Origin of the sequence: Streptomyces misionensis, from assembly GCF_900104815.1 — a bacterium.
In the GTDB taxonomy this organism is placed as follows: domain Bacteria; phylum Actinomycetota; class Actinomycetes; order Streptomycetales; family Streptomycetaceae; genus Streptomyces; species Streptomyces misionensis.
Genome location: NZ_FNTD01000004.1, coordinates 7,487,440 through 7,507,260 on the forward strand (window position 1 = coordinate 7,487,440; position 19,821 = coordinate 7,507,260).

Annotated in this window: 22 protein-coding genes and 1 pseudogene; 11 read left to right on the forward strand and 12 right to left on the reverse strand. The window is 73.5% G+C overall.

The window, feature by feature from the left end; translation table 11 throughout:
• Positions 1 to 19: 19 nt before the first annotated feature.
• Positions 20 to 955: pseudogene (locus BLW85_RS34820) on the forward strand (ribose-phosphate diphosphokinase); the annotation flags it as partial.
• Positions 956 to 972: 17 nt separating this feature from the next.
• Here the strand turns inward: BLW85_RS34820 and BLW85_RS34825 are convergent.
• Positions 973 to 1,353, reverse strand: a complete 381-nt coding sequence (locus BLW85_RS34825; protein ID WP_070023276.1) for an anti-sigma factor antagonist — start codon at positions 1,351 to 1,353, stop codon at positions 973 to 975.
• Positions 1,354 to 1,480: 127 nt separating this feature from the next.
• Positions 1,481 to 2,431, reverse strand: a complete 951-nt coding sequence (locus BLW85_RS34830; RefSeq protein WP_074995283.1) for an NADP-dependent oxidoreductase — start codon at positions 2,429 to 2,431, stop codon at positions 1,481 to 1,483.
• Positions 2,432 to 2,563: 132 nt separating this feature from the next.
• Between BLW85_RS34830 and BLW85_RS34835 the strand changes: the two genes are divergently transcribed.
• Both BLW85_RS34835 and BLW85_RS34840 read left to right on the forward strand, forming a co-directional pair.
• Positions 2,564 to 3,424 (forward strand): hypothetical protein, encoded by an 861-nt coding sequence (locus BLW85_RS34835; RefSeq protein WP_070023278.1) that lies wholly within the window; start codon positions 2,564 to 2,566, stop codon positions 3,422 to 3,424.
• Positions 3,425 to 3,523: 99 nt separating this feature from the next.
• Entirely contained in the window at positions 3,524 to 3,988 is a 465-nt protein-coding gene (locus tag BLW85_RS34840; protein WP_074995286.1) for a pyridoxamine 5'-phosphate oxidase family protein, read from the forward strand.
• A gap of 168 nt (positions 3,989 to 4,156) precedes the next feature.
• Here the strand turns inward: BLW85_RS34840 and BLW85_RS34845 are convergent, their stop codons facing one another.
• Both BLW85_RS34845 and BLW85_RS34850 read right to left on the reverse strand, forming a co-directional pair.
• Positions 4,157 to 4,462 carry a DUF4235 domain-containing protein gene (locus BLW85_RS34845; RefSeq protein WP_070023280.1) on the reverse strand — a complete coding sequence of 102 codons (306 nt, stop codon included), beginning with the start codon at positions 4,460 to 4,462 and terminating at the stop codon, positions 4,157 to 4,159.
• A gap of 28 nt (positions 4,463 to 4,490) precedes the next feature.
• Positions 4,491 to 5,507 carry a glutathione S-transferase family protein gene (locus tag BLW85_RS34850; protein WP_074995288.1) on the reverse strand — a complete coding sequence of 339 codons (1,017 nt, stop codon included), beginning with the start codon at positions 5,505 to 5,507 and terminating at the stop codon, positions 4,491 to 4,493.
• A 64-nt stretch (positions 5,508 to 5,571) separates the two neighbouring features.
• On the opposite strand from BLW85_RS34850, the gene BLW85_RS34855 reads away from it, so the two are divergent.
• Positions 5,572 to 6,588 carry a cation diffusion facilitator family transporter gene (locus tag BLW85_RS34855; protein ID WP_074995291.1) on the forward strand — a complete coding sequence of 339 codons (1,017 nt, stop codon included), beginning with the start codon at positions 5,572 to 5,574 and terminating at the stop codon, positions 6,586 to 6,588.
• 81 nt (positions 6,589 to 6,669) lie between these two features.
• On the opposite strand, the gene BLW85_RS34860 is transcribed toward BLW85_RS34855, so the two are convergent.
• On the reverse strand, positions 6,670 to 7,119 hold the full coding sequence (locus BLW85_RS34860) for a nitroreductase family deazaflavin-dependent oxidoreductase (RefSeq protein WP_070023283.1): 450 nt from the start codon (positions 7,117 to 7,119) through the stop codon (positions 6,670 to 6,672).
• A gap of 221 nt (positions 7,120 to 7,340) precedes the next feature.
• Here BLW85_RS34860 and BLW85_RS34865 point away from each other — a divergent pair, with 221 nt between their 5' ends.
• From BLW85_RS34865 to BLW85_RS34880, 4 genes are all read left to right on the forward strand, one after another.
• Positions 7,341 to 7,799 (forward strand): nuclear transport factor 2 family protein, encoded by a 459-nt coding sequence (locus BLW85_RS34865; RefSeq protein ID WP_074995294.1) that lies wholly within the window; start codon positions 7,341 to 7,343, stop codon positions 7,797 to 7,799.
• Between the two features lie 177 nt (positions 7,800 to 7,976).
• A complete protein-coding gene (locus BLW85_RS34870) occupies positions 7,977 to 9,206 on the forward strand; it encodes a cytochrome P450 (RefSeq protein ID WP_074995296.1) in 1,230 nt (409 codons plus the stop codon).
• Positions 9,207 to 9,218: 12 nt separating this feature from the next.
• A complete protein-coding gene (locus tag BLW85_RS34875; RefSeq protein WP_074995298.1) occupies positions 9,219 to 9,437 on the forward strand; it encodes a ferredoxin in 219 nt (72 codons plus the stop codon).
• An 80-nt stretch (positions 9,438 to 9,517) separates the two neighbouring features.
• The gene (locus BLW85_RS34880) at positions 9,518 to 10,060 is read left to right on the forward strand and encodes a flavoprotein (RefSeq protein ID WP_074995300.1); all 543 of its coding nucleotides are present in this window, start codon (positions 9,518 to 9,520) and stop codon (positions 10,058 to 10,060) included.
• Between the two features lies 1 nt (position 10,061).
• On the opposite strand, the gene BLW85_RS34885 is transcribed toward BLW85_RS34880, so the two are convergent.
• Positions 10,062 to 10,916 carry a hypothetical protein gene (locus BLW85_RS34885; RefSeq protein ID WP_074995302.1) on the reverse strand — a complete coding sequence of 285 codons (855 nt, stop codon included), beginning with the start codon at positions 10,914 to 10,916 and terminating at the stop codon, positions 10,062 to 10,064.
• A gap of 153 nt (positions 10,917 to 11,069) precedes the next feature.
• A complete protein-coding gene (locus tag BLW85_RS34890; RefSeq protein WP_074995305.1) occupies positions 11,070 to 11,909 on the reverse strand; it encodes an SDR family NAD(P)-dependent oxidoreductase in 840 nt (279 codons plus the stop codon).
• Between the two features lie 294 nt (positions 11,910 to 12,203).
• Here BLW85_RS34890 and BLW85_RS34895 point away from each other — a divergent pair, with 294 nt between their 5' ends.
• Positions 12,204 to 13,157, forward strand: a complete 954-nt coding sequence (locus BLW85_RS34895) for an IS481 family transposase (RefSeq protein WP_107409234.1) — start codon at positions 12,204 to 12,206, stop codon at positions 13,155 to 13,157.
• Here BLW85_RS34895 and BLW85_RS34900 read toward each other — a convergent pair.
• Positions 13,154 to 13,999 carry an endo alpha-1,4 polygalactosaminidase gene (locus tag BLW85_RS34900; RefSeq protein WP_074995307.1) on the reverse strand — a complete coding sequence of 282 codons (846 nt, stop codon included), beginning with the start codon at positions 13,997 to 13,999 and terminating at the stop codon, positions 13,154 to 13,156. The two genes, BLW85_RS34895 and BLW85_RS34900, sit on opposite strands and share 4 nt — an antisense overlap.
• A gap of 140 nt (positions 14,000 to 14,139) precedes the next feature.
• Between BLW85_RS34900 and BLW85_RS34905 the strand changes: the two genes are divergently transcribed.
• Positions 14,140 to 15,108, forward strand: coding sequence for an aldo/keto reductase (locus tag BLW85_RS34905; protein ID WP_074995309.1), 969 nt, complete (start codon positions 14,140 to 14,142; stop codon positions 15,106 to 15,108).
• Positions 15,109 to 15,134: 26 nt separating this feature from the next.
• On the opposite strand, the gene BLW85_RS34910 is transcribed toward BLW85_RS34905, so the two are convergent.
• From BLW85_RS34910 to BLW85_RS34925, 4 genes are all read right to left on the reverse strand, one after another.
• Positions 15,135 to 15,629, reverse strand: a complete 495-nt coding sequence (locus BLW85_RS34910) for a universal stress protein (protein ID WP_070023292.1) — start codon at positions 15,627 to 15,629, stop codon at positions 15,135 to 15,137.
• A 14-nt stretch (positions 15,630 to 15,643) separates the two neighbouring features.
• Positions 15,644 to 16,897, reverse strand: a complete 1,254-nt coding sequence (locus BLW85_RS34915) for an SLC13 family permease (protein WP_079172528.1) — start codon at positions 16,895 to 16,897, stop codon at positions 15,644 to 15,646.
• An 83-nt stretch (positions 16,898 to 16,980) separates the two neighbouring features.
• On the reverse strand, positions 16,981 to 17,682 hold the full coding sequence (locus tag BLW85_RS34920; protein WP_074995311.1) for a DUF4232 domain-containing protein: 702 nt from the start codon (positions 17,680 to 17,682) through the stop codon (positions 16,981 to 16,983).
• 149 nt (positions 17,683 to 17,831) lie between these two features.
• Positions 17,832 to 19,220: a serine/threonine-protein kinase gene (locus tag BLW85_RS34925; protein WP_074995312.1), complete on the reverse strand. Its 1,389-nt coding sequence runs from the start codon at positions 19,218 to 19,220 to the stop codon at positions 17,832 to 17,834.
• Between the two features lie 9 nt (positions 19,221 to 19,229).
• On the opposite strand from BLW85_RS34925, the gene BLW85_RS34930 reads away from it, so the two are divergent.
• Positions 19,230 to 19,814 (forward strand): RNA polymerase sigma factor, encoded by a 585-nt coding sequence (locus BLW85_RS34930; protein ID WP_177329941.1) that lies wholly within the window; start codon positions 19,230 to 19,232, stop codon positions 19,812 to 19,814.
• The last annotated feature ends 7 nt before the right edge of the window (positions 19,815 to 19,821 follow it).

Genomic DNA, 19,821 nt, shown 5'->3' on the forward strand with positions numbered 1-19,821 from the left:
ATCATGCGAGGAGCAGATCGTGCGAGACATCGCCGTCTTCAGCGGCAGTGCCCATCCCGACCTGGCCGCGGAGGTCTGCGCCCACCTCGGTGTGCCGCTCAGCCCCACGCGGATCAGCCGGTTCGCCAACGACTGCCTGGAGGTCCAGCTCCAGGCCAACTGCCGGGAACGGGACGTCTTCCTGATCCAGCCGCTGGTCAAGCCGGTGCAGGAACACCTGGTGGAGCTGCTGCTGATGTGCGACGCGGCGCGGGGCGCCTCCGCCTCCCGGATCACCGTCGTCATGCCGCACTACTCCTACGCCCGCTCCGACAAGAAGGACGCGCCCCGCATCTCCATCGGCGGGCGGCTGGTCGCCGACCTCATGGTGGCGGCGGGCGCGAGCCGGGTGCTCGCCATGACCCTGCACTCCCCGCAGGTGCACGGCTTCTTCTCGGTGCCGGTGGACCATCTGCACGCGCTGCGCGAACTGGCCGACCACTTCCGGCAGTACGACCTCTCGCGCACCACGGTGGTCTCCCCGGACCTCGGCAACGCCAAGGAGGCCGCCGCCTTCGCCCGGCGCATCGGCGCGCAGGTGGCGGCGGGCGCCAAGCAGCGGTACGCGGACGACCGGGTGAGCATCAGCTCCGTCATCGGCGAGATCGCCGGGCGGGACGTCATCGTGCTGGACGACGAGATCGCCAAGGGCAGCACCGTACTGGAACTGCTGGACCGGCTGCGGGAGTCGGGTCCCCGTTCGATCCGAGTGGCGTGCACCCACGGGCTGTTCGCCTCCGGGGCGCTCAAGCGCCTGGGCGAGCAGCCCGACGTGCTGGAGATCGTCTGCACCAACACCGTGCCGATTCCCGCCGACGAGCACACCGAGAAGCTGCGGGTGCTGTCCACCGCCCCGGCCCTCGCCGAGGCGGTACGGCGCATCCACGACGGCGAGTCCGTCAGCGCCCTGTTCGAGGAGGACTGCGGAGCGGCTCACCACGAACCGGAGGCGGCCCCGGCCTGCTCCAGGGCCGCGTCCGGCGTGGCGTGCGGCGGCAGCAGCCGGGACAGGCCCGTCACCCGCAGCACGCGCAGGGTCAGCGGATGGGTGCACACCAGGTGCAGCCGTCCGTCGCCCGCCTGGACGTGGGCCCGCGCCCGGTAGAGCAGGCGCAGCCCCGAGCAGTCGAAGAAGTCCACGGGCCGCAGATCGATCACGACCCGTGCGCCGGGTCGGGCGGTGACGCGGTCCAGGACCGGGAGGATCTCCGCCGCCGCGCTGATGTCGATCTCGCCCCGGAACTCCAGGACGGTGTGCGCACGATAGGCGTACACACGCAGATGCCGGGTGAGGGACACGGGTTCCCGTCGCACCTCGGCATCACCTCCCACCCGCACCCGGACGTCGGTTATCGACCGTCAAGTTACCCTCGATGGAAGGAATTTGAGCATGTTCGATTGACATATGTCTTGCGGTTTGAGGCGTGTCTCGCCGGGGCGCTCAGTCGACCAGCAGGACCAGCTTCCCCGTGGTGCGCCCCGTCTCTCCCTGTTCGTGCGCCTTCGCGGCATCCGCCAGCGGGTACGTCCCCGCGATCGTGGCCCGCAGTGTCCCGGACTCCACCAGTTCCGCGACCGACCGCATTCCGGCCCGGTCGGCGTCCACCAGCATCCGCACCGCCCGTACGCCGAGCCGCTCGGCCTCGTCGAACAGTTCCTGGGAGCCCACCGGCAGGATGGAGACCAGGATCCCGCCCGGCCGCAGCATCCGCAGCGAGCGCGGGGACGTCTCGCCGCCGAGGGTGTCCAGGACCACGTCCACGTCCCGCACCGTCTCCGTGACATCGGTGGACCGGTAGTCGACGGGCTCGTCCACGCCGATCTCCCGCAGGAAGCCGTGCTTGCCCGCACTCGCCGTGCCGATCACGTACGCGCCGCGCGCCTTGGCGATCTGCACGGCCACGTGCCCGACCCCGCCGGCCGCCGCATGGATCAGCACCCGCTGCCCCGGCCGCACGTCGGCCTGCTCCGTCAGCGCCTGCCAGGCGGTCAGCGAGACCAGCGGCAGCGCGCCCGCCTGGGTGTGGTCGATCGAGGCCGGCTTGTGCCACAGGGCACGGACCGGGGCGATCACGTACTCGGCGTGCGAGCCGTGCCCGAAGGGGTAGGGCAGCATGCCGAACACCTCGTCGCCGGGCCGGAAGGCCGCCACGCCGACCCCCGTCGCGGCGACCTCCCCGGACACGTCCCAGCCGAGCACGAACGGCGGCTCGCCCAGGAACCCACCGGTGGCCCGGTGTTTCCAGTCGGTCGGGTTCACCCCGGCGGCCCGCACCCGGACCAGTACCTCGTTCGGCCGCGGCTCGGGCCGCTCCAGCCGTACTTCCTTCAGCACCTCGGGACCGCCGAGGACGTCCTGGCCGATGGCTCGCATGGTGTTCACGTCGCTCATGGTCCCCCAGCCTGCCCCGCCCCGCGCGTCCGCGAACCGGCACCATGATCCGAGTTCCGGCCCGCCCCCCAACCTTCCGGGCAGCTCGGGTGTCCAAGAGCCGTACGGATCCGGGAGCGGAAGGGGCGGCGCATGCGCAGAGGGCTGGTCACGGTGGTACTGGCGGGCCTGACGGCCGTGGTGGCGACCGGCTGCGGCCACGGCGGCGGCCCCAGGGCGGACCTGGTGGTGCGCGGCACCCCGCCCGCCACGCCGTACCGGGGGCCCCTCCACGTCCCGGTCGAGAACGCCGACGACAGCAGTCCCGAGGCGCTGCTGGCGGCCTCCGGAGCGGCCGGGCGGGCGCTGGAGTGCGACGGCCGGATCTTCGACGGCACCGGGCCCGACGGCTGGAGCGAGGCCGACGGCGGCGCCACCCCCGAGCAGGGCCTCGCGCTCTACCTCGACATGGTCCAGCCGGAACTGCCCGACCACGGATACCGCGTGGAGCGCCGTGAGGCCGACCGGGTGCTGTTCTCCCTGGACGTCGACGGCCGTACCAAGGCGGCCGTCGTGGTGGCCAAGGACCAGCCGAACCGGCCCGGCTGGGGCCCCGAGACCAGTGCCTCCTGCGACCCGGCCGAACTCCCGGCGAGCTTCACGGCCACCACCGGCCGGGAGATCTGGACCGGCCGCGACGGCAGGCGGGTGCCGGTGACCACGCTGGAGAGCTCGTCGGGACCGGAGCACTGCGGCTGGGAATCCGCCCACTTCCTGGACATGGGCGGGCGGAACTACGCCCGCGACCCCAAGGGCGTCCTCGCCGGCGCGGGCCTGCTCACCGCGCCGTACCGGGGCCGGGTGGACCACCTGCCCGCCGACGCGTACGACACCGGGTACCGCTACCACGACTGGCGGCTGTGGCTCACCCCCGACCGCGCCACCGCCTACGTCCGCACCGCGCACGGCGTGGAGGCCTGGCCGCTGCTGAAGCCGAAGGCCGGCTGCGACTGACGTCCGGCGGCGACGCACCGGCGCTTCCCCATCCGTGCGCCGACGTGTCCCCGGCGGCCACACTGGACCGCACTCGTCACTTCCTGGAGGCCGAACGCGATGACCCCGCCGCCCGCCCGCACCGCCGAGCAGCGCAAGAAGGACACCCTGCACCGGCTGGACCACGACGTCGACGCCTGGGTGGCCACGGCCGGCCCCGACGGCGGCGCGCCCTACCTGGTGCCGCTGTCGTTCGTCTGGGACGGCGCGGTGCTGCTGTTCGCCACCCCCGCCGACAGCCCCACCGGCCGCAACCTGGTGGCCACCGGCCGGGCCCGGCTCGGCATCGGCCCGACCCGGGACGTCGTGCTCGTGGAGGGCAGCGCCCGGGCGGTCACGCCCGAGGACCTGCCCGAGGAGGACGCCGAGGTCTTCGCGGGCAAGACCGGCTTCGACCCCCGCCGCCTCACCACCCGCTACCTGTACTTCCGCGTCGTCCCCGACCGCATCCAGGCCTGGCGGGAAGCGAACGAACTGCCCGGCCGCGACCTGATGCGCGACGGCGACTGGCTCCTCACCGGCTGACCCCACCGCGCCGGGCGGGAACTCCGGCCGGGCCCGCGTGGTTGAGCGGGAACCGGTCAGGAGTCTCGGCCGGACCGGCCGCCGGTTGCGCCGGAGCCGGTCGGCGTGAAGGCCCGGCAGGTGAGCCGAGGGAGCCGGGAGCGGTCGCGGCCGCCCCCGGCCGCCGGCTCAGTGTTGGTCGTCCTTGTCGTCGGCCACCGGCCACACTCCCGTCGACCGCGCGATGGCCTTCGCACCGGTGCGGTCCACGGCGGTGCGGACGACCGCGAAGATCGCACCCTGCACCGCCGCGGCCAGCAGGATCTCGCCCCAGCCGCGTTCCTGGTCCAGGGCGGTGGGCGCGTCGTCCTCGTGGCGTATCGCCTTCCACGCCTGTTTGAAGGCGAGACCGGCGACCGCGCCGCTCACCCAGCTGAGCGCGAATCCGATCGGCTGGTAGACGAAGGGGAGCTTTTTCTTCTTCGACTTGGACATAGCCGCCTACTTCCTCGTCAAGGGATCCTCATGCGGGCCGGCCCTGGGGAGCCACCCGTTCGCCCGGGGGCACCGGCCCCGGGGGCGTGCCGTCGCCGAACGGCCGGCCGCCCAGCTGCTCGCGATGGTGCGGGCTCAGCCAGCCCGCGAGGTCCGGGCCGAGCGGCACGATGCCGGTCGGGTTGATGCCCGAGTGCACCTGGTAGTAGTGGCGTTTGATGTGGTCGAAGTCGACCGTGTCACCGAAGCCCGGCGTCTGGAACAGGTCCCGGGCGTACGCCCACAGCACCGGATCCTCCGCCAGCTTCCACCGGTTGCACTTGAAGTGGCCGTGGTACACCGGATCGAACCGGACCAGCGTGGTGAACAACCGGATGTCCGCTTCCGTGAGGGTGTCCCCGACCAGATACCGCTGTCCGGACAGCCGTTCGGCGAGCAGTTCCAGCCGCCGGAAGACACCCGCGCACGCCTCCTCGTACTCCTTCTGGTGGGTGGCGAAACCGGCCCGGTACACCCCGTTGTTGACGTCCTCGTACACCTCGGCCATCACCGCGTCGATCTCGTCGCGCCGCCGTGCCGGATACAGCTCGGGGGCGCCCTCGCGGTGCAGTGCCGTCCACTCGGTGGCGAGGTCCAGGGTGAGCTGCTGGTAGTCGTTGGTCACCAGCCGCCCGCTGGGCACGTCCACCACGGCCGGCACGCTCACCCCGCCCGGGTAGCCGGTCTCCCGGCGGTCGTAGGCCTCGCTCAGGTAGCGGATGCCGAGCACCGGGTCCCGGCCGTCCGGATCCAGGGTGAAGCGCCAGCTGCGGTCGTCCTGGACCGGGTCGGCCACCCCCATCGACAGCGCGTCCTCCAGACCCAGCAGCCGACGGGAGATCACCGCCCGGCTGGCCCACGGGCACGCCCGGGACACCACCAGCCGGTAGCGTCCCGGCGCCACGGGCCAGCCGTCCGAGCCGTCCGCCGTGATCCGGTCCCGGAAGTGGCTGCGCGACCGGCTGAACGTCTTGTGGCCGTAGGCGCGGTTGCCGTCACCGCCCATGTCTCCTCCTTGCCGCGGGGGTCCCCGAAGCACCGACTTCCCCGTTTCCCGCCGGGCGCACGGTGTGATCCGCCCGCATCGGGGGCAACCGGCCGACGTGAGCGAACCATCACCGCGAGACCAACAGGGCGCACGCGCCGACCGGCGTACCCGGATCACCGTGCTCGTCGCCCTCGCCGCCAATCTGCTGATCGCCGTCGCCAAGGCCGTCGGCGGTGTCCTCTCCGGCTCGCCCGCGCTGCTGTCGGAGGCCGCGCACTCCGTCGCCGACGGGTTCAACGAGGTGTTCCTGCTGGCCGCCCTGCGCCGCAGCCGCCGCCCCGCCGACAAACGGCACCCGTTCGGCTACGGCAAGGAGCGCTTCTTCTGGTCCCTGCTCGCCGCCGTCGGGATCTTCGTGATGGGCGGCTGCTTCTCCTTCTTCCAGGGCTTCCAGGCCCTGCGCCAGGGCACCGAGGAGAAGACCGAGGGCTACGTCGCGGGCCTGATCGTGCTGGGCGTGGCGCTGCTCGCCGAGGGCGCCTCGCTGCTGCGCGCCCTCCACCAGGTGCGCCGCCGGGGCGGCGGCCGGGCCGCGTTGCGCGACCCGGCGCTGCGCACCGTGGTCGCCGAGGACGGCACGGCCGTGCTCGGCGTGACCCTGGCGATCGCCGGCATGGCCCTGCACATGGCGACCGGCCAGGTCGTCTGGGAGGCGTCCGCCTCGCTCGCCATCGGTGTGCTGCTGGTGTACGTCGCCTACCGGCTCGGCCGCGAGGCCCGCGACCAGCTCATCGGTGAGGCCGCCGACCCGGAGCTGAGCGGGCGGATCCACGCGCTGCTGCGGGCGCAGCCGGAGATCGACTGCGTGGCGGCGCTGTTCACCATGAGGCTGGGCCTCGACTCCACCCTGGTGGCCGCGCGGATCGACCTCGTACCGGGCCTGGACAGCGAGCGGGTCGAGGAGGCCGCCGACCGCATCAAGCGTTCCCTGGCCGCGACGTTCCCGGCCGCCGACCAGATCTTCCTCGACATCACCGACCGCCCGGCCGACGGGACACGGCAGAGCCCCGCCGCGACGGGGGAACGCGGCGGGGCCTGATCGCACGACTGCCCGCCCGGAAGCGGCTTCACACCTGCCGGGCGGAGATTTCTCCGGAACGGGCCGCGGCCCGGCCCCCGGTCAGCTGTCCCCGGTCCGCTCCAGCACGAACACCGGGATCTCCCGGTCCGTCTTGCGCTGGTAGTCGGCATACGGCGGGAACGCGGCCACCGCCCGCTCCCACCACTGGGCCTTCTCGGTGCCGGTGACCTCGCGCGCCACCATGTCCTGCCGCACCGGGCCGTCCTGCAGCTCGACCCGCGGATCGGCCTTGATGTTGAAGTACCACACCGGGTGCTTCGGGGCGCCGCCCTGCGAGGCGACCACCGCGTACGCACCCTCGTGCTCCACCCGCATCAGCGGCGTCTTGCGGATCTTCCCGCTCTTCGCGCCCCGGGTGGTCAGCACGATCACCGGCAGCCCGGTGTCGCGCAGCGTGGTGCCCTCCGTCCCGCCCGAACTCTCGTACAACTCGACCTGCTCGCGCACCCACTGCTCGGGGCTCGGCTCGTACTCACCCTCGAGAGGCATCGGATCAGTCCCCTTCGTCGTTCCAACGGATGGTCCGTCACCCGGCTGCAACACCGGATGCCCGGTGAATCATCCGTACCGTGCTTCCCCGTCGCCGACGCCCTCACGCCGGCCGGGATGACAACTCGAACAAGATCACTACCCGCCGGGTGATCGCGTCACCCGGCCGGTCCCGGCACAGTGGTGTGGCCGTGACCCGCCCTTTCCCCGGAGCACCCGCCTTGCCGACCGGCCACCCCCGTGCCACCCGCACCACCGTCCAGGAACTGCTCGCCAGGATCGACGAGGGCGAGCCGGACCGGATCGCCGAGCTGTACGCCGACGACTGCGACTGGCGGCTGGACTGGCCCGAGGAGGAGCACGGCCGCCCGGACACCCCGTGGATCCGGCACCGGGCCACCCGCGCCGACGCGGCCGCGCACTACCGGGAACTGGCCGCCCACCACATCCCCGAGAAGGCGGCCACCACGGTCGAGCGGATCCTGGTCGACGGCGAGGACGCGGTCGTGCTCGGCGTCCTCCGGCAGACCGCAGCACCGACCGGCCGCTCCTACGCCGCCCGGTTCGCCCTCCATCTGACGGTCCGCGACGGCCTCGTCGTACGCCACCACGTCTACGAGGACAGCCTCACCGTCGCCCGTGCCTTCGCCAGGCCCGCCGGAGGCGTCCGACGGCCCTGAACCGCCCCGCCACCGCGCGGACCGGGGCCGAATGGCCGGATCCGGTTCCTCGTACCTTCGCGGATCGGACAGATCGGGGAGAACATTGAAGTGGCCGAACTTGCCGTCGATTCATAGGTGCCTGAGGCATCTAATGAAGATCGGTACGAGGCACTTCTTCGTCTGCGAGGTCTTTCCATGACGGAACTGACGGACATCACCGGCCCGGCTACCCCGGCCGACCCCGTCGCCTTCCCCCAGGACCGCACCTGTCCCTACCACCCGCCCACCGGCTACGCCCCGCTGCGCGAGCAGCGTCCCCTGTCCCGCGTCACCCTGTACGACGGGCGCGAGGTCTGGCTGGTCACCGGGCACACCGCCGCCCGCGCGCTGCTCGCCGACCCCCGGCTGTCCAGCGACCGCCGGCGCCCCGAGTTCCCGGTGCCCACCAAGCGCTTCGAGGGCGTCCGCGACCGCCGGGTGGCCCTGCTCGGCCAGGACGACCCCGAGCACCAGCGGCAGCGGCGGATGATGATCCCGTCGTTCACCGTCAAACGCGCGAGCGGGCTGCGGCCCGCCATCCAGCGGATCGTGGACGGCCTGCTGGACACGATGATCGAGAAGGGGCCGCCCGCCGAGCTGGTCTCCTCGTTCGCGCTGCCCGTACCGTCGATGGTCATCTGCGACCTGCTCGGCGTGCCCTACGCCGACCACGAGTTCTTCGAGGAGCAGTCCCGGCGGCTGCTGCGCGGTCCGACGGCCGAGGACACCCGGGCCGCCCGCGCCCGCCTGGAGGAGTACATCGGCGGTCTGATCGACGTCAAGCAGCGGGAGTCCGAACCGGGCGACGGTGTCCTCGACGAACTGGTCCACCAGCAGCTGGCCCAGGGCACGCTGGAGCGATCCGAGGTCGTGCTGCTCGCCGTGATCCTGCTGGTCGCGGGCCACGAGACCACCGCCAACATGATCTCCCTCGGCACCTACACCCTGCTGGAGAACCCCGCCCGGCTGGCCGAACTGCGGGCCGACCCGACGCTGCTGCCCGCCGCGGTCGAGGAACTGATGCGGATGCTGTCCATCGCCGACGGGCTGGCGCGGGTGGCGCTGGAGGACATCGAGATCGACGGCACCACCATCCGGGCCGGCGACGGCGTCTTCTTCTCCACCTCGGTGATCAACCGCGACCCCGACCAGTACGAGGACCCGGACGTCCTCGACTTCCACCGCCCCGCCCGCCACCACGTGGCGTTCGGCTTCGGCATCCACCAGTGCCTGGGCCAGAACCTGGCCCGCGCGGAGCTGGAGATCGCCCTCGGCACCCTGCTCACCCGGCTGCCCGGCCTGCGGCTGGCCGCACCCGCCGACACCATCCCGTTCAAACCCGGCGACACCATCCAGGGGATGCTGGAACTCCCCGTGACCTGGTAAGAGGCTCAGCTCATGCACATCGAGATCGACAAGGACGCCTGCATCGGCGCGGGGCAGTGCGCGCTGACCGCGCCGGGCGTGTTCACCCAGGACGACGACGGCTTCAGCATGCTGGTCCCCGGCCACGAGGACGGGGCGGGCGATCCCATGGTCCGCGAGGCCGCCCGTGCGTGCCCGGTGGGCGCGATCACCATCACGGACTCCGAACCGGCACCGACACAGGCGGACTGACCGGCCGGGCGCCCCCGCCACCCCGGACGACGGGGGCGGGAGCGCCCGCGCGGACGGTCGTCGCTCGATACGCTTCCCGGGTGACCGAACACCCCGGAACACGCGAGAAGCCCTTCCTGTACGTCGTCGTCTGCGCAGCCGGGATCGCCGCGGGCGTCAGCAAGCTGATCACGGCCGCGCAGGAACGGGACTGGGAGGTCGGGGTGATCGCCACTCCGGTCGCGATGAACGGGTTCTTCGACTCCGCGGCGGTGGCGGCGCAGACCGGACGGGTCGTGCGGTCGGCGTGGCGGTCACCGGCCGACCCGCGCCCGTTCCCGCCGCCGGACGCCGTGGTGGTCGCGCCGGCCACCTTCAACACCGTCAACAAGTGGGCGGCGGGCATCGCCGACACCCTGGCCCTCGGCACCCTGTGCGAGGCCGCGGGGCTCGGGGTGCCCGTCGCCGTGCTGCCCTGTGTCGCCGGGGCGCTGGCCGCCCACCCCGCCTACCGGGACAGCCTGGCACGGCTGCGCGGGATGGGCGTCCGCTTCGGGGACCCGTACTCCGGCGAACCGGGCCCGGACGGCAGCCGCCCGGAGTTCGCCTGGACCATGGCCCTCGACCTGCTGGAGAGGCCCTGACTCAGACGCAGGTCAGCTTCGGGCCCTCCAGCATGCCTCCGGTCTCCAGGACCTGGCCGTCCGGCATCCAGAAGCCGAGCTTGGACACCACCGTGGAGCAGGTGCCGCCGACCGTGACACGGACCTTCACCCGCTCCGGGTGGCCGGGCTGCAACTCGGTCAGCGCGCAGTCCAGGGAGTAGGGCAGCCGGGTCTTCGCCGGGTACTCGCCGACCAGCGGGTTGACGCAGCGGGCGTCGGAGGTGGCGATCCGCACGCCGGTGCCCGCCTCGCCGATCAGCCCGAACCGCCCGCTGCCGTCGCCCTGCGCGCTGTCCCTGCGGACGGTGTAGGTCAACGTGGTGGTGGCGTTGCGGTGCAGCGTCGTCCGGTCGACGGTGATGGCGTGGGTGGGCTTCGCCTTGGGATCGGTCAGGGTCAGGGTGGCCCGCACCGTGCCCGTGAGGTCGACCCCGGTGGGCGCGGACCGCACCCGCACGGTGGCCGTGATGTCGTACGTCCCGGGCCCCGGGTACTCGCCGGAGCCGGGCAGCGTGCCGCCGGCCAGGGTCTTCCCGGAGCGGGTGGCCGTCCACCTGCCGTCGCTGCGGCAGTTGTACCGGACGCGGGTACCGGCCCGGCCGCAGGAGGCGGGGGCGGAGACGGAGAACCGAGGGGTCCCGGCGCCCGCGCACAGGGAGACCACGGCGTGCTGACCGTGGTCGCCGCGCAGGGTTCCGGCGACGGCGCACAGCGTGCTCGGCTGGTCGGCCCGCGGGGTCGGCGCGGCCGGGCTTCCCCAGGCGGGGGTGACAAGGGCCAGGGGCAGCAGCGCCGCCCCGGCCAGGGCTTTGAGCGTGGTCGGATGGGTCGGCACCGCGTTCCTCCGGTACGGCCGTGACCGGCCGGGCACCGGTCGCCTGCGGTCGAGGATCATCCGACGGTACGACCTCCGGCCGCCTCCCACGCCGGGCGGTCACCTGGCGGCAGCAACACTTGCGCCCCGAAGGCCGGTGGCGGCGGCACCCGTTCAGTCGTGTGCGCGCTCCGCGGCGCGGTAGCGGGGGGCCAGGGCGGTGCCGGAGCCGCTGCGCACGGCCAGTTCCGCCTCGGCGAGCCGGTTCACGGCCGCCGGCTCGGACAGACCGGGCACACACACCACCTCCCCGGCCTCCAGGCCGGCGAGGGACGCGGTGACGACATCGGCCGGCGCCATGCCGCCCTCGTCGTGGACCCGGGCCTCCCCGGCGACGGGCGCCTCACCCGTGCCCAGGTGGAACTCGGTGGCGGTGAGCCCGGGGCAGACGACCTGGACGCCGACCGGGGTGCCGGCGAGTTCGGCGGCGAGGGTCCTGGTGAACGTCACCATGTACCCCTTGGTGCCCCCGTACACGGCCCGCTGCGGGAGGGGGCCGGGCGGCAGGGCGCCGGCGAACGCCAGCAGCGAGGCGACGTTGACGACCGCGCCGCGGCCCCGCGCCACCATGCCGGGCACGGCGGCGCGGGTCAGGACCGTCGGCGCCACGACGTTCACGTCGATCACCTTGGTCAGCAGGGCGGGGTCGACCTCGGCGAAGGAGCCGTAGCCGTTGATCCCCGCGTTGTTCACCAGGAGCGCCACATCGTCCGCGGCGACCCGCTCGGCGACCCGGGCGAGGTCCGAGGAGCGCGCGAGATCGGCCACCACCGTCTCCACTTCCGCCCCGGTCTCCGCCCGCAGCCGTCGCGCCAGGGAGTCGAGCCGATCGGCGCGCCGGGCCACCAGCACCAGGTTGCGGCCGCGCCGCGCCAGCTGGAGGGCGTACTCGGCACCGATGCCGGACGACGCCCCCGTCACCACGGCCGAGCCCGCCGCCTCGTCGAATCCCATGGTCGAACCCCTTCGGTCGGTGATGGCGCCACCCGGCGGCCGGGACCGGCCGGGTGACCGAAGCCCCACCACCCGAACCCGGAGCGGGACACGGCGACCTTTGTACCTGGTGGCCGTGGGATGCCCGGCACCCGCCCCGCCGCGGTGCGCCGCGGACGCACCGTGCGACACGAGAGGCCCTAGCTGTGCTGTCCCGGGACGTTGGTGACACGCGTGCTGGGTGCTTGAACAGGTGAGGGCCTTCTGGGTTCGGTGTGGATTGCGACATCTACCGCCGACCGCCAGGAGGCCCTCGTGTCCCACCGTAACGCCCCGCTGACGCCGACTGGGAGGCTGCGTCTGGCCCGGTGTGTCGTGGACGACGGCTGGCCGCTGCGCCGGGCCGCGGAACGCTTCCAGGTCAGCCACACCACCGCCGCACGCTGGGCCAGCCGCTACCGGCAGCTGGGCGAGGCGGGCATGCACGACCGCTCCAGCCGCCCGCACCATCAACCCCGCCGCACCCCGGCTGCCGTCGAGGCACAGGTTCTGCGGCTGCGGCGCGAGCACCGGATCGGCCCGCTGCGACTCGCCGCCCGCACCGGCATCGCCGCATCCACCGTCCACCGCATCCTCGTCCGCCACGGCCTGCCTGCCCTGGCCGCCTGCGACCGGGCCACCGGCGAACCCGTCCGCCGCTACGAACGCGCCCGGCCCGGCGAACTCATCCACATCGACGTCAAGAAGCTCGGCCGCATCCCAGAAGGCGGCGGGCACCGCACCCAGGGCCGTGCCGAAGGCCGACGCAACCGCACCGGAGTCGGCTACGCCTACCTGCACACCGCCCTGGACGACCACACCCGCCTCGCCTACACCGAAGACCTGCCCGACGAGACCGCCACCACCTGCGCCGGCTTCCTACGACGAGCAACTGCCTGGTTCGCCCGGCAAGGCGTCATCGTCGAGCGGGTCCTGACCGACAACGCCTGGGCCTACACCAAGAACACCTGGCGCCAGACTTGCCGCGACCTGGGCATCAGCCCCCGCTGGACCAGGCCCTGGCGGCCCCAGACCAATGGCAAGGTCGAACGCTTCCACCGCACCCTGCTCGACGAATGGGCCTACACCCGGCCCTACACCTCAGACACCGAACGACAAGCGGCGTTCCCCGACTGGCTGGACTGGTACAACTACCACCGACCCCACACCGGCATCGGCGGCCACCCACCAGCCAGCCGCGTCACCAACCTGTCCGAACAGCACACCTAGCGCACCGCGCGCACGTACCCCTTGCTGCCCGGTGTCGTGACGTCACGGTCGCGGCGGACGATGCTCAGGCGGTTTCCCCAGCCCGCGAGGGCCTTGCGCAGACCGCTCGCGGTGTACTCGATGTCCACCACCCGGTCCGCGAACGCCTTCGCGTACACCCCGCACTCGTCGTACTGCCCGCACTCCTCCGTCACCGCGAAGTCCAGTCCGGCCCGGCGCCGTTGCCCGGCCAGTTCGGCGGTGTTCTTCTGGGCGATGGCCAGGTGCCGGGCGTGCGCGTGGCGGGAGAGCAGCGCCATGAAGGCCGTCGCGTCGCCCGCGTCGAGCAGTCCCCGGGAGCGGGTGTAGCTGTCGTAGTTGTCCGGTTCCACCGCGTCGAAGCCCTTGCGCGCGCAGCCGTCGATCCAGCGGTTCACCCGTTGCGCCACCCGCTCGCGCTTGGCCGCGGTGCCGATGTCCAGCAGCGCCTCGTTCCAGTCCCGGTCGACGACGACCCCGCCGTGCGCGTCGCGCAGCAGCAGGTCGCGCGGCCAGGAGCCGCGCTCGTCGGGCTGCGCCTGGAAGGCGTTGACGTAGCAGATGTTGTACAGGCCGGGCGCGGGCGTGTCGGAGCGGTCGCGGCTGACGATCCGCACCCCGGCCGGCGGTGTGTACGCGCCGCCGATCTGGTAGTCGAACCCGGCGTGCCGCGGCGGCAGCCGGACGCCGGCGGGCTTCGCGGAGCCGGTCCCGTCGGGCGCGGCGCAGCCCGCCAGTACCGAGACGGCGACGCCGAAGGCCAGTGACAGGGCGCCGGTGGTCCTGGCCGGACCGGTGGCGCGAAAGACACCCCAAAGGGGCACGTCCGCTCCTTCCTGCCCACGCCGGGCGGCGCGGCACGTCTCAGGATCAAATCGTCCGCGCCCCGAGGCCGTCAAGCCGGTGCCGAGCCACGTCGTAGGCTCGGAGGTGATCACCCGTCCCGAAGGCAGGAGCAGCAACGATGCAGTATGTGAAGCTCGGTTCGACGGGCCTGGACGTCTCGCGCGTCTGTCTGGGCTGCATGACCTACGGGCTGCCGGACCGAGGCAACCACGAATGGACCCTGGACGAGGAGGCCTCCCGTCCGCTGATCCGGCAGGCGCTGGACGCGGGCATCAACTTCTTCGACACCGCCAACGTCTACTCGGACGGCACCAGCGAGGAGATCGTCGGCAAGGCCCTGAAGGACTTCGCGAACCGCGACGAGATCGTGCTGGCCACCAAGGTGCACGGCCGGATGCGGCCGGGCCCCAACGGCGGCGGGCTGTCCCGCAAGGCGATCATGACCGAGATCGACCACAGCCTGCGCCGCCTCGGCACCGACTACGTCGACCTCTACCAGATCCACCGCTACGACCACGAGACGCCGATCGAGGAGACGATGGAGGCGCTGCACGACGTGGTCAAGGCGGGCAAGGCCCGCTACATCGGGGCCAGTTCGATGTACGCGTGGGAGTTCTCCAAGGCGCAGTACACGGCCGAGCGGCACGGCTGGACGAAGTTCGTCTCCATGCAGAACCACTACAACCTGCTCTATCGCGAGGAGGAGCGGGAGATGCTGCCGCTCTGCGCGGACCAGGGTGTCGGCGTGCTGCCGTGGAGCCCGCTCGCCCGGGGCCGGCTCACCCGTGACTGGGGCGCGGTCACCGACCGCAGCGAGCACGACGCCTTCGGGAGCCGGCTGTACCCGGACAGCGACCGCTCGATCGTGGAGGCGGTCACCCGGATCGCGGACGAACGGGGCGTGCCGCGCGCGCAGGTGGCGCTGGCCTGGCTGCTGCACCAGTCCACCGTGACCGCGCCGATCGTCGGTGCCGGCAAGCCGCGGCACCTGGAGGACGCGGTCGCGGCCGTCGAACTCACCCTGTCCGACAAGGAGATCGAGGAGCTGGAGCGGCCCTACGCCCCGCACGCCATCAGCGGCCACTGAGCGGCCGCCGGGCCGGGTGGCCCGGGTCAGGGGTGGTGGTGCGGCGGCGGGGGCGGGATGGTGGCCAGACCGGGGGCCGGTTCCGGCCAGACCAGGAGGACCGGGCAGGGGGCGTGGTCGACGGCGAACCGGCCCGCCGGGCCGAGGCTGTGCGGGCCCAGCCGGGACCGGTCGCCGTCCCGCGCCAGCACCAGCAGGTCCGCCCCCTCGGCGGCGGCCACCACCTCCCGCTCGACCCGGCCCGAGCGCTCCTCGCGTGCGCAGGGCCGGCCCAGCCGCTCGGCCGCGGCCGAGAGGAGTTCCGCCGCCGACGTGTCGCCGAGCCGCTCCAGCAGGGCACCCGGATCGCGCTCCGGGTGCCCCCGGCCCAGCAGCCCGGCGAACGCGCCGTGCGCCACCCCGGGCACGTCGGGCCCGCTGACGTGTAGCAGCACCACCTCGGCGCTCTCGGGCGCATGGGTGCGCACGGCGTCCACACAGGCGGGCCAGGTTCCCTCCACCAGCCAGGCGATCACGCGCATACGGTCGGCCTCCCTCAGAAGACGTGCAGCGACCCCCACAGTGCCACCACCGCGACGGCGAGGGAGGACGGCACGGCGAGCAGACCCAGCCGGGTGAACTCCCCGAGGTTCACCCCGTGCTCGTGCTGGTGCACGATCCGCCGCCACAGCAGGGTGGCCAGCGACCCGGCATAGGTCAGGTTCGGGCCGATGTTCACCCCGAGCAGCACCGCGAGCACCGCGCCCGGGCCGGCCGGCGCCGCCAGCGGCAGCAGGACCAGCACCGCGGGCAGGTTGTTGACGATGTTCGCCAGTACGGCGGCCAGTGCGGCGATCCCCAGCAGCGCGGGCAGTCCGGTGCCGCCCGGCACGACCCGCCCGAGCACGTCGGCGAGCCCGTTGTCGACCACCGCCCGGACCACGATGCCCAGCGCCAGCACGAACGCGAGGAACGCCGGGGCCGCCGCCCGCACCACGCTCAGCGGGGTCGCCCGGCCCCGCAGCAGCGCCCGCCCGGCCAGCACCAGGGCCCCGGCCGCCGCCACCCAGGCGGGCTCGACGCCGAACAGCGAGGCCACCACGAACCCGGCCAGCGTGCTGGCGACGGTCACCAGCGCGAACCGGGGGAAGGGGGGCTGTTCGCCGGTGTCCGGGGCTGCCGGTGCCGCCGCGGTGAGGTCACCGGCGAAGAACCGCCGGAACACCAGGTACTCGGTGCCGATCGCCGCCAGCCACGGCAGCGCCATCAGCGCCGCGAACCGGGTGAAGCTCAGCCCGCTGGCCGCGAAGGCCAGCAGGTTCGTCAGATTGGACACGGGCAGCAGCAGTGACGCCGTGTTCGACAGATGCGTGCAGGCGTACACATGCGGCTTGGGGCGTACGCCGGTGCGTGCGGCGGTGGCGAACACCACCGGGGTGAGCAGCACGATCGTGGCGTCCAGGCTGAGCACGGCGGTGATCGCGGAGGCGAGCGCGAAGACCGCCGTCAGCAGCCGCACCGGACGGCCCGCCGCCCACCGGGCCATCCATGCCCCGCACGCCCGGAACAGCCCGTCCACGTCGCAGAAGTGGGCGAGCACCAGGACCGCCGCGAGGAAACCGACCACCGGCCCCAGCCGCTCGGCCTCGGCCCGGGCGTGGTCGAGGGAGATGGCGCCGGTGGCGATCGCGATCCCGGCGGCCGGGACGGCCACGACCGCCTCCGGCCAGCCGAAGGGCCGTACCACGGCGAAGGCCAGTACCGCGAGGAGCAGTACGGCGGAGAGTGCTTCGGCGAGCGGGCTGTTCAGGGCGGGTCCTTCCGGATTCGATCAGGCATTCCCGCCCATGAAAACAGACGCCCCCCGGTGCCCGCGCCGTCGGCACGGGCGGGTCAGGGCGCGGTACCGGGGCTGAACACGGTCAGGAAGACGGACGAGGAGTTCCCGGAGACGGGCACCGCGCCGCCCGTCCAGGCCACCTTCAGATGGTCCCGCTCGTCCGGCGGGGTGATCAGCAGCGCGGCCGGCTTCGCCGTCCTGGCGCCGCTGACCTCCGGGTTGGAGAAGGTCAGCCCGGCCCAGGCGCTCTGCCCGGGCCGCAGGGTGACGGTCGTCGGGGAGCCCGACTCGCGCCGGGGGTCGGGGCCGAGCTGGGCGCCGCCCGCACTCACGAAGGCCGCGCCCGGGAAGCCGCGCAGGGTGCAGGTCCGGTGGGAGGCGTTGGTGAGGACCAGGGGGAAGTTCTCCTGCCCGGCGCCGGGGTCGTTGCGGCCCACCGAGGCGCGCAGTTCGGAGGTGTGGCAGCGGGTGCTCGTCGCCGCGGTCGCTCCCGCGCTGCCCGAGCTCTGGGCCGCCCGGGACACCGCCGTCGAGGCGGCGCCGGTGGGCGTGGGGGACCCGGCGGAGGGCGCGGCCGGGCTGTCGGACGCCGACGGCGTCGGGGCATCGGTCGCGGGCGCGGCCGTACCGGAGGCCGTCACGGGCGGGTCGCTGTGCACGGTCTGGCCGTTGCCACAGGCGGTCAGCAGGCCCAGCACGGCCATCGAGCCCGCGAGCAGGGCCCCGCGCCGCGCGGACCGAGGGGTGTACACCATGTCGCTCAACACTCCTGGAGGGTCGGGGCACGCGTGCGGACGCGTGCCTACGGTGCCGAGTGCGCCGTCACCCCACTCCGATGCACGGACCGTGGGAAAAGTTCGGAACACAGGGGTTCTTTTCCCCACTTCGGCGCCCGGCCGACTCCTCAGCCCACCCGCAGCGAGCGCAGTACGCCATCGGTGGCGTCCCCGTCACCCCGCTGGCGTAGCTGCACGTACACCTGGGGACCGCCGGCACCGGCCGCCGGGACCAGCGCCGACTCGGTGATCGAGCCGCCGTCCGGACAGCCGCTCCAGGCCCGCACCAGGCCGTGCCGGCCGGCGCCGGTGAAAGCGCGGCTGCTGGAGTAGTGGCAGCCGGGATGGGTGAGCGCCTTCACCCGGGCGGTGACGTCACCGTGTTCGCTGACCCCGACGAACACCCCGTTCACGGGGGCGTCCAGGTCGGGCCAGTGGGCGAGGTCGTCGGCCACCACCAGACCCGGCTCGTGGCCCGCGCCGAGGCCCAGCGCCCGCGGGTCCCAGCCGGAGTCGCGCACCTGGCGGTCCCAGCCGGCCGGCACCCGCACGCTCACCCGCCCGTGCGCGTCCGCCACCCGGGCCTGCCGCGCCGTGCCGTCGTGGTGCAGGACCACGGTCACCGCGGCCGCCGTCACCGCGGCGGCGGCGAGCGCGGCGACCGTCAGCGTCACCGCGCCGAGCCGCCCGCGGACCCGGTCCAGCCGCCGCCGCGCGGGCCCGCCGGGCCCCGCCGCCAGCCGGTCCAGCTCGGCCGCGAACTCCCGCGCGGCCGGCCAGCGCCGGGTCCGGTCCGGTTCCAGCGCGCGCAGCAGGGCCCGCGCCACGTCGTCCCCGAGGTCCGGCCGCAGCCGCCCGGGCGGCACCACCTTCCCCGGCGCTCCGGGCACGCTCCCGGTGACCAGTTCGTAGCCGACCGCGCCCAGGCTGTAGACGTCGGCCCGCTCGTCGATGCCCTCGCCGGGCTCGGCCTGTTCCGGCGGCCGGTACCCCGCCGAGCCCGCCGCGAGCGTCAGCACCGAGGCCTGCGCCAGACTCTTGGCGAGCCCCAGGTCGGCCAGCAGGACCCGCCGGGTGCCGTCCGGGGCGGTGCGCAGCAGCAGGTTGGTCGGCTTGATGTCGCGGTGCACGATCCCCGCCTCGTGCAGCGCGGCGGCGGCCCGCGCGGCCTCCGCCGTCAGCGCCAGCGCGTCGGACACCGGCAGCGGGCCGTCCGCCAGCAGCTCGGCGAGGGTGCCCGCGTCGGCGTACTCCATCACGAAGTACGGCCTTCCGTCCGGGAGTTCGCCGATGTCGTAGACCTGCACCACCCGGCTGGAGCCGGCCCGGCGCAGCAGCCGCGCCTCGGACAGGAAGCGGTCCCTGACGTCCAGCCGGTGCGACCAGTTCTCGGCGAGGACCTTCACCGCCACCGGGGCCTCGAGCTGCGGGTCGTGGGCGAGCCACACGGTGGCGAACGCACCGGTGCCCAGCGGCCGTTCGAGACGGTAGCGGCCGATCCGCTCCAGGGAGTGCATGCGACTATCATGCCTGCCCCGAGATCGACCGAAGGAGGGCCCGACGTGCAGGACGAGACGCCGGTGGAGGACCTCGCCCGGCGTGCCGCCGCCGGGGACACGGCGGCCCTGGACCGGCTGCTGACCGAGCTGCGGCCCGAGGTGCTGCGCCGCTGCGGGCGCTTCCTGCCGTGCCGCGAGGACGCCGAGGAGGCCGCCCAGGACGTGCTGCTCCAAGTGGCCCGCCGCATCGGCACCTTCGAGGGCCGCAGCCGCTTCGGCACCTGGCTGTACACCGTGGTCGCCAACTGCTGCCGGCAGAAGTACCGCGAGCTGAAGCGGCGGGCCGCCGAACAGCCCGCCGCCATCGAGCCGGCGCACGCCGTCGACCCGCGTACCACCAGCGTCATCGCCGGTTCCCGGGTGGACCTGCTGGAGGCCCTGGACCGGCTGGAGCGCGAACACCCGCACCTGGTGGCGCCGTTGGTGTACCGGGACATCTGCCAGCTGGACTACGCCGAGGCCGCCGAACGCGCCGGCCTTCCGCTCGGCACCCTCAAGTCCCGCCTGCACGAGGCCCGCAGGAAGGTACGGCCCTGGCTCACCGGTTCCTGACGGCCGC

Excerpts from the sequence above, each read along its gene's own strand:
- BLW85_RS34925 (WP_074995312.1), bottom strand. The coding sequence starts at position 19,220 with ATGCACTCCCTGGAGCGGATCGGCCGCTACCGTCTCGAACGGCCGCTG.
- BLW85_RS34835 (WP_070023278.1), top strand. The coding sequence starts at position 2,564 with ATGCGCAGAGGGCTGGTCACGGTGGTACTGGCGGGCCTGACGGCCGTG.
- BLW85_RS34890 (WP_074995305.1), bottom strand. The coding sequence starts at position 11,909 with ATGGGATTCGACGAGGCGGCGGGCTCGGCCGTGGTGACGGGGGCGTCG.
- BLW85_RS34920 (WP_074995311.1), bottom strand. The coding sequence starts at position 17,682 with ATGGTGTACACCCCTCGGTCCGCGCGGCGCGGGGCCCTGCTCGCGGGC.
- BLW85_RS34930 (WP_177329941.1), top strand. The coding sequence starts at position 19,230 with ATGCCTGCCCCGAGATCGACCGAAGGAGGGCCCGACGTGCAGGACGAG.
- BLW85_RS34840 (WP_074995286.1), top strand. The coding sequence starts at position 3,524 with ATGACCCCGCCGCCCGCCCGCACCGCCGAGCAGCGCAAGAAGGACACC.
- BLW85_RS34910 (WP_070023292.1), bottom strand. The coding sequence starts at position 15,629 with ATGCGCGTGATCGCCTGGCTGGTGGAGGGAACCTGGCCCGCCTGTGTG.
- BLW85_RS34845 (WP_070023280.1), bottom strand. The coding sequence starts at position 4,462 with ATGTCCAAGTCGAAGAAGAAAAAGCTCCCCTTCGTCTACCAGCCGATC.
- BLW85_RS34860 (WP_070023283.1), bottom strand. The coding sequence starts at position 7,119 with ATGCCTCTCGAGGGTGAGTACGAGCCGAGCCCCGAGCAGTGGGTGCGC.
- BLW85_RS34870 (WP_074995296.1), top strand. The coding sequence starts at position 7,977 with ATGACGGAACTGACGGACATCACCGGCCCGGCTACCCCGGCCGACCCC.
- BLW85_RS34875 (WP_074995298.1), top strand. The coding sequence starts at position 9,219 with ATGCACATCGAGATCGACAAGGACGCCTGCATCGGCGCGGGGCAGTGC.
- BLW85_RS34830 (WP_074995283.1), bottom strand. The coding sequence starts at position 2,431 with ATGAGCGACGTGAACACCATGCGAGCCATCGGCCAGGACGTCCTCGGC.
- BLW85_RS34850 (WP_074995288.1), bottom strand. The coding sequence starts at position 5,507 with ATGGGCGGTGACGGCAACCGCGCCTACGGCCACAAGACGTTCAGCCGG.
- BLW85_RS34905 (WP_074995309.1), top strand. The coding sequence starts at position 14,140 with ATGCAGTATGTGAAGCTCGGTTCGACGGGCCTGGACGTCTCGCGCGTC.